Origin of the sequence: Mesorhizobium sp. M2A.F.Ca.ET.067.02.1.1, assembly GCF_004023285.1 — a bacterium.
Lineage (GTDB): Bacteria > Pseudomonadota > Alphaproteobacteria > Rhizobiales > Rhizobiaceae > Mesorhizobium.
In genome coordinates, this window is sequence record NZ_RZSB01000271.1 from 1 (window position 1) to 7149 (window position 7149).

Below are 7149 nucleotides of genomic sequence, written 5' to 3' on the forward strand. Positions count from 1 at the left end.
CCTGGACCTCCGCCAGCGTCGCCGGCTTGCGGGGACTGGCATCGGCATGCAGTTCGGAACGAAAGGCGTCGACCTCGACAGCGGGTATCGCAGCGGAGGGAGTGTTGACGGCGGCCGGTTCCAGGTCCTGGCGCAGGTCACCGGCCTCGGCCGGCTGCTTGCGACCGGTATCGCTGTCCTCGATGATCCTTCGGATGGAAGCCAGTATCTCTTCCATGGAAGGTTCGCGCTGCGCGCTGCTTGCCGTCGCCATCGTCACATCCGCCGCCCTTGTGACCCATTACGCAATTCCGTTCCTGCCCGGGCCGGAATTCGAATCAGTGGAGACAGCGTAACCGACCGATCGCCATCCGAGAATCCCCAATCTGGGGACTCTTTGGATTTCAACAGATTAGGCGATGCGCAGCCCGGTCAGTCATCCGGAAAAGATAAACGCCGCGCATCCATGGGACGCGCGGCGTTTATCGAAGCTTGGATCGGAAATCAGCGTCCGTCGGGCGTGCGCAATCCGATCCACTTGTCCTTGACGGCGTTGTAATGCTCTTCCGGCCTGTATTTGGTGACCGCCAGGCCCAGGCGATCGACCGACAGCCGTCCCATCGCCGACAGGATGGCGTAGCTCGCCACCACCACGTCGCGCTCGGAGCTTGCCTGGTTGATCTTGGCGGTGATGACGGCGTTCTGCGCGTTCAACACGTCGAGCGTCGTGCGCTGGCCGACATTGCGCTCCTCGATGACGCCGTTCAGCGCCAGCTGCGCGGCGTCGATGACCTGCCTGTTGGCATCCACGCTTTCGCGCGCTGCGACATATTGCGTCCAGGCCGAGACCACGGCCTGGCGCACCTGGTCGCGGCTGACATCAACCTGGATGCGCGCCTCGCTGAGCGATTCCTTGTTCTGCCGCACAATTGCCGAGGTCCGGCCGCCCGAATAGATCGGTATGGTCAGAGTAGCGCCGATATTGGCGGACGTCGAGCTACCGTTGGGACTGCTGGAGGAACCGGGAGAGGTGTGGCTGTAATTGTCCGAGATGCCGGCGGAGGCCGAAAGCTGGGGCAGCAGCGCACCTTCCGACGACTTCACCGAAAACGCCGCCGCATCGACGAGATGCTGCGTGGCAAGGATGGCCGGATGCTCGGCGGAAGCGACAGCCAGGGCGGAATCGAGATTGCCCGGCAGCAGCTTGCCCAGCGGCGAGGCCGCCTTCAGCTTGCCCGGCTCGTCGCCGACGATCTGATGGTAGGTGGCGGCGCTCGCCAGAGCGGTCGCGCGGGCGGCGCTCAACTGAGCCACGGCCGTGGCGCGCGAGGCATCGGCCTGGGCGACGTCGGTACGGGTGCCCTCGCCGACCTCGAAGCGCGAACGGGCGGCGCGCGCCTGCTCGGTCAGGAACTGCAGGTTCTGCTCGGTCAGCACCGCGACCTGGCGGTCGCGAATCACGTCCATATAGGCGCTCGCCGCGTTGAACAGGATGTTCTCTTCGGTGTTGCGCAGGCTTTCCACGGAAGCCTTCACCTGCGATTCGGCGGCAGCAACATTGTTCTTGGTCTGAAAGCCGTCGAACAGCGTCTGGTTGATCTGCACGCCGAAGCTGCCGGTCGTCAGTCTCCTGCTGGTGCCAAATCCGTGCGTGTTGGTGTAGTCGATGTTGGCCGAACCAGTGACGGTCGGGCGCCAGCCCGACTTGGCGATGGCAACGCCCTCGTCAGTCACGCGCACGCCGGCGCGAGCGGCGTTGAGCTGCGAATTGTACTGGTAGGCTTTGGCGAGAGCGCCCGTAATGGTCTCGGCGGAGGCGGCCAACGGCGAAAGCGCCGTGGCCGAAACAAGGATAGCTACTAAAACACTCTTGCGTAGAGGTAGAGGCGGCACGTTATTTCCCTCATTCGTTTTGCATGGGAACCACGCCGCGTCAGCCTACCCTTGCGGATCGGCCGGCGCCGCGTTGTTTATCGTTCCCCCGCTGACGGCCTCCCGAAACGCCCGGTTAACCAAATCAGCAACGATTGTCAGGCGCAAGCGATCATGACAGCGCCTTCGCTGCAAGGCAAAACGCTCAGAATTCAAACGCGTGAGCACGTTCGAAGCCCGGTAGTGGCTTAATTGCCGCATTAAAGGCCCGTCTTCCGGTTACAACCCCCCCGGCTTTAAAAAACAGCCGGGCCACGCCAGAGTTGCCTTGTCCCTCGACCACAACCAGGCGTCCATCTTCCGCAAGCTGGTCGAGCAGCGCCGGCGGCACTTCCTCGACGCTGCCGCCGACGAAGATGACGTTGTAGGGCGCTTTAGCGGCATGCCCCTGCGGCAGCGGCCCGGTGGCCACGGTAACATTCTCGCAGCCAAGGCTGGACAGCGTGGATTTCGCGGTCTCCGCCAGCGCGGGATCGCTTTCCAGCGCCACCACGGACCGGGCAAGCCTGGACAGCAATGCGGCGGAATAGCCGCTGCCGCAGCCGACATCGAGCACCGAATCACTCGCGTCGATCTCGGCCAGTTGCAAAAGCTTGGCGAGCGGCGACGGCTCCATCAGGTAGCGTGCGCCGCCGCCATTGGCGCCGTTCGAAATGCGGATGTCTTCGTCGATATAGGCCAGATCCCGCTGCCCGGCGTCGACAAAGGCCTCGCGCGGAACGCTCAGCATCGCTTCGATGAGAGGCGCGCTGGTGACATCGGTGGTGCGGACCTGGCCGTCGACCATCTTCACGCGGCGTTCGGAAAAATCAGCGCTCATGTCCCAACAGTCCGCTCCCCGCGCCAAACGCGCGGCTAAAACTTCAACCGGAACCCCCGCTCCGGCGCGATTGCGCTGGAGCCCGCAAGCATCTGGAGGCCTCGCCCGGAATCGAACCGGGGTGCAAGGATTTGCAGTCCTCTGCGTAACCACTCCGCCACGAGGCCTCGCAATGCTCCCGGCGTTCCGAGCGAACTCATTATGTTGACGCTCAAAGGTCGTCAAGCGGCGGCGCGTCATTCCCGATGCTTTCGCATGGAGCGGCCAAAGTGGTGATTACCAATCGGTTGTCGCGACTCCGGCATCGCCGTGGTGCAGCCGTCCCTGCCTCTCAGTCGGGTCGACGCCGACGTTCCCACCAGACGATGAAACGCCGCCGGTGGCGCCGGATCATGGCGAATTCATAGGACAGAACCAGGAGACCGAGCGGAATCATCCAGAAGCCGAGAATCGGCAGAAAGCCCAGAAGCCCGCCAAGGGTAAGCAGCATGCCAATGGCGATTCGCCAGCCGCGTGAGCGCGGCATGGTGAACTCGCGGCCTAAGATCGAAATCTTCCGTGCCGGGGCGTTGTCATCGTCCGCTGCGGTCATTCAAACCAATCCCATCCGCTGCCTAAGCCATGTCAAGGCGATGACCGGCCGCTTTGTTCCGTGCCGGAGTGAAGCCCTTCATATGTGGGCGCGCCGAACGATGGCACAAATAGCCGCATCAAAAACTGGAGAAAAATTGCGAAATGCTGCTTTGCAAAGCCGAAAGGTGTTTGCTATAGGCTGCGCCACTCACGTCAGAGCCTCCGTTCCCCGGTAGCTCAGTGGTAGAGCAACCGGCTGTTAACCGGTTGGTCGCTGGTTCGAATCCGGCCCGGGGAGCCAACAATTCCAAGGTCTTCAGAGTTTTCCAAGTCAGCCCAAAAACGGCTGATCTACAGCATATCTACACAGCTCGACTTCGCTAGGCGCCGATCTACACGCGAAGGGGGGTCGTTCTCATGGAATACGTTTTTAATGATCTGATCCGGCTGCAGGCCCGACCACAGTCGAATCTGCGCGCCCTTGCCGCTGCTTTCGGGATGCGCCTGGCCGGCAATCTCGTTGCCGGGCTCGCTATCGGAATTGGTATAGCGGTCGGGCTGGCGATCGCCGGGTAAGAGAAAGGCCCGAAAGCCGAAGCGTCCTCTTTCCTGAGAGTGTTCCTACTTCCAATGGATGCCGGTCCCCCCAACCTCCAAATTGATCGAACGGGCGCTGCGATTTTAGGCTGCCAACAACAGCGCTCGTAGCTCAAGTCAGGACAGAGCGGGATCCTCCCGGGCAGATGCAGGTTCGAGCCCTGCCGAGTGCACCAAATCTTCTTCGGCAAGAAAAAAGCCCGGCCACATAGCAGCCGGGCCATATTCCAACTCGATTAGAATTTCAGAGGCCGCTGTAGCTGTCGTCCTCTCGCTCGTCCTCGTCGTCGGGGTCTTCCTCCCCGTCCATCACGTGCCAGTCGTTTCCGTCTCGATCATGCTCAAGCGCTGGTCGATGTGGTTCGTCCAGCCCAAGGACGGCTCGTCTTCTTCCGCACTGCCGAAGCAGGCCAGATCGCCCGTTAGCGACCCAGCTTCCCGCCAGCCCAGATTGTGCTCAAGGTCGCCACCGTCTTCGGCGTCCTCGCACCAATGGGCCCTTTCCCCCGCCGACGGCCCAGGACAGATCCTTCTCATCCCCATTGGGCTCATAGTCACTGTCATCGGCTTCGCGGTCATCATAGGCGCTGCCGCGGCCGTCGAGGTCGAGGTCGAGGTCGAGGTCGAGGTCGAGGTCGAGGGACATGGTCCTCGGGCCGTTCCCTGTCCATCCAAGCCAGGGCTCAGCGCGACATAGGCCTCGGCCTTCTTGGTGAGTTGGAGGTCATCCATGGCGGCGATCCTCCTCGATGTTGTCCAGGGCATGCGCTCGGCATACGGCATGGCAGCCCATTGCTCGGGAGTGTGGCCGTGCATTTCAAGCATCCAGTTTCGCTGCCTGGAAGCTTGCTCTGCTTGCCCCATGAAAAGACAGGCCAGATTTCGGGCGTCACCGATAATCCCGCTGTGCAACGGAATTAGTGTGCAGAACTGGTCGCCCGTCCCTTCGGGGAGCCCGCTTGCGTCTTTCCTGATCGCCGTGTCACCTAAATGGGAAAAGGATTCTCGACGATTTGAGCAACGAACTTCTTCGCACTCCAACAGCTTGGTCATCTCGGGCTGTACCGCCCCAATCAGCTGCTATCGATATCGCCAGTTGGCGGCGCGACGAGAGCTTCGGGATTTTCCCGGGCGGCACCAAACCGAAGCAAATGGTCTTCGTACCTGACGATGCGCCGACTCCGCTCTTGATCCCCAGACACCCATACCTGTTCAAAACGGCGTACGGATGGCGATCCCGGCAGATGTGGTCGGAGTTCATCGCATACCAGATCGGGAGCTTGCTTGCTCTCCCAGTGCCGCCCTGTTTTCTCGCAGTGGATTCGCGAACTGGTGAATGTGGCGCCCTGGTTGAATTCTTTTATGGCTACCCTGGCGAGCCCCATCCAGCGCGCCTAGTGCACGGAGCAGATGTACTAGCGGGGTTTCACCGCGGCCTCAAGGGCGGCAGACCGCACAACATTCGAGAGAATGCGAGGATTTGCCGTTTGTGCTCGGAAGCGGATCCGATTTCTTGGCTTGGTGGACAAAGGCAGTGATCTTTGACGCTCTGATAGGCAATACTGATCGGCGTACGGAAAATTGGGGATTTCTTGTCCGTCGACGGCCCAACGGCCAGCCGACTTACCAACTAGCACCTCTGTTCGATAACGCCACCAGCTTGGCGTACGAACTCAAAGATGATGCCCTGCGTACGGCCTCGGAAGCTAAAGCGCTTCGCACATACATCGAGAAAGGGCGCCATCATCTTGGCTGGGATATGCAATCGGATGAGCCGACCGGCCATATAGCCCTTTGCAAAAAACTGCTCGAGCATTACCCAGAGGCTGGCGTTGCGGCCGCAAATGTGGTTCGATTCCAGATGCTGTAGATCGCGAAGATTTTCCATGATTGTTCGCTGTTCGATGTCGGCATTCCGTTCAGCACAGCACGCGTCGATTTTGTCTACACACTGATCAAGGCGCGGAAAGCAATGCTCGAAGAAGCGATCGGCTACTGATGACCCGCTCCATCAAATATCTCGCTGAGCCGAAGCAGTTGTTGCTCGCATGGCAGGCCCCGGACCACCTTGGGAACCGGCAGCGCTGGGCCGTTGGAGTGATCGATATATCTGGCCAGGAATGCAGCTTCAGATATGTCACGTCGGATTCGGAATTCCGAGCACTCAATGGGCATGGCAGGGAAAAGCTTATCGGCCTCGGGTTCTTAGGGTATCCGGCTTTTAGCATGCAGCGACCCATCCACAGGTCGGAGGTGTTACCTACGTTGATGCGACGGTTGCCGCCGCGCAGCCGCCCAGACTTTGGAGCGTTTCTTCAGTTGTATGGACTCGCACCTGACGCCAATCCTTCCGACTTCGCACTGCTTGCTTACACGGAGCAAAATTACCCAGCGACGGTTTTTCCATTGTTGATCCGCTAGACAAAAGTACCGCCAAGGCGGACATGGTAATGGAGGTGGCGGGCACCAGGCATCTCCTAATCGGAACCACGCTCGGTTTGGCGCCGGATCAGCCGGTGAGCCTTGTGCCTGAACCGGACAACCAATATGACCCCGCGGCAATCCACGTCTGTGCCGGAGATCGGTGCGTCGGATATGTAAATCGCCTGCAGGCTGAAACCGTCGGGTATTGGCTCGACGCTCGAACTGTATCGGCCTCGGTTTATCGTATGAACGGGACATTGGATAATCCGAAGCTGTTCATTTTCATGAGCGTCAGGCCAAAGAATGAAAAGATGGCAGCCTGATTGTCCGGTGTTTGGCGCTGCTGCCCTCTAAGCCGCCCTCGCCTCGATCGCCCTCTGGCGGGCTTGGCTGGCCAGTTCCATTGCATTGCAGGCCATGCGGCTCAGGTTCGCTTGCGTGCGCGCTTCAGTTGCGAGATGCTGCCTCTGCAAGTCTTGCGGGGGATCAATGATGCGTCACGCTTGCGGGGATAATGGGTAAGCACTTCAGCGACGAACAGATCGACGAGTTTCTGGATGCCTACCTCGCCAGATTCCCCGATGCCATTGAGCGCATGGAATACGTGATGTTGCACCCGTTTGACGAGAATGACGAATTGATGTCGCGGAACTTCCGGGAGATGCAACAGGTCGCACAGACGATGGAATTCTTCGTGGCAGCATGTGCGAAGCACGGGCCGACCGCAATCCATCATTTGATCAGGGATGTCGCAAACCGAGTGTCGGCAGGCTTGAGCCCAAGGAATCACCCTTTCTGAGATCTGCCAGCGCGCGCTTCCTCTT

8 protein-coding genes, 3 tRNA genes and 1 pseudogene are annotated in these 7149 nt (G+C 60.3%); 5 read left to right on the top strand and 7 right to left on the bottom strand.

The features are described from left to right. From EOA28_RS40280 to EOA28_RS18800, 5 genes and pseudogenes are all read right to left on the bottom strand, one after another. A pseudogene (locus EOA28_RS40280) lies at positions 1-253 on the bottom strand (DUF2497 domain-containing protein); the annotation flags it as partial. A 230-nt stretch (positions 254-483) separates the two neighbouring features. Then, positions 484-1872, bottom strand: a complete 1389-nt coding sequence (locus EOA28_RS18785; protein WP_127386118.1) for a TolC family outer membrane protein — start codon at positions 1870-1872, stop codon at positions 484-486. 184 nt (positions 1873-2056) lie between these two features. Continuing rightward, the gene (locus EOA28_RS18790; protein WP_127252055.1) at positions 2057-2731 is read right to left on the bottom strand and encodes a protein-L-isoaspartate O-methyltransferase; all 675 of its coding nucleotides are present in this window, start codon (positions 2729-2731) and stop codon (positions 2057-2059) included. Between the two features lie 93 nt (positions 2732-2824). Further along, positions 2825-2898: transfer RNA gene (locus EOA28_RS18795), tRNA-Cys, on the bottom strand. A 164-nt stretch (positions 2899-3062) separates the two neighbouring features. Then, positions 3063-3323: a hypothetical protein gene (locus EOA28_RS18800; protein WP_126082274.1), complete on the bottom strand. Its 261-nt coding sequence runs from the start codon at positions 3321-3323 to the stop codon at positions 3063-3065. Between the two features lie 207 nt (positions 3324-3530). Between EOA28_RS18800 and EOA28_RS18805 the strand changes: the two genes are divergently transcribed. The 3 genes from EOA28_RS18805 (at position 3531) to EOA28_RS18810 (ending at position 4077) form a co-directional block, all read left to right on the top strand. Next, positions 3531-3605: transfer RNA gene (locus tag EOA28_RS18805), tRNA-Asn, on the top strand. Positions 3606-3721: 116 nt separating this feature from the next. Then, positions 3722-3880 (top strand): hypothetical protein, encoded by a 159-nt coding sequence (locus EOA28_RS38910; protein WP_189342097.1) that lies wholly within the window; start codon positions 3722-3724, stop codon positions 3878-3880. Positions 3881-4002: 122 nt separating this feature from the next. Beyond that, positions 4003-4077: transfer RNA gene (locus tag EOA28_RS18810), tRNA-Gly, on the top strand. A gap of 133 nt (positions 4078-4210) precedes the next feature. Here EOA28_RS18810 and EOA28_RS38915 read toward each other — a convergent pair. Then, on the bottom strand, positions 4211-4954 hold the full coding sequence (locus tag EOA28_RS38915; protein ID WP_189342098.1) for a hypothetical protein: 744 nt from the start codon (positions 4952-4954) through the stop codon (positions 4211-4213). A 481-nt stretch (positions 4955-5435) separates the two neighbouring features. Here EOA28_RS38915 and EOA28_RS18820 point away from each other — a divergent pair, with 481 nt between their 5' ends. Both EOA28_RS18820 and EOA28_RS18825 read left to right on the top strand, forming a co-directional pair. Then, positions 5436-5771 carry a hypothetical protein gene (locus EOA28_RS18820; RefSeq protein ID WP_189342099.1) on the top strand — a complete coding sequence of 112 codons (336 nt, stop codon included), beginning with the start codon at positions 5436-5438 and terminating at the stop codon, positions 5769-5771. A 580-nt stretch (positions 5772-6351) separates the two neighbouring features. Next, positions 6352-6648, top strand: coding sequence for an HIRAN domain-containing protein (locus EOA28_RS18825; RefSeq protein ID WP_189342100.1), 297 nt, complete (start codon positions 6352-6354; stop codon positions 6646-6648). Positions 6649-6749: 101 nt separating this feature from the next. Here the strand turns inward: EOA28_RS18825 and EOA28_RS39570 are convergent. Further along, on the bottom strand, positions 6750-7149 hold a 400-nt coding region (locus tag EOA28_RS39570; protein WP_210214947.1), incomplete at its 5' end, for a hypothetical protein.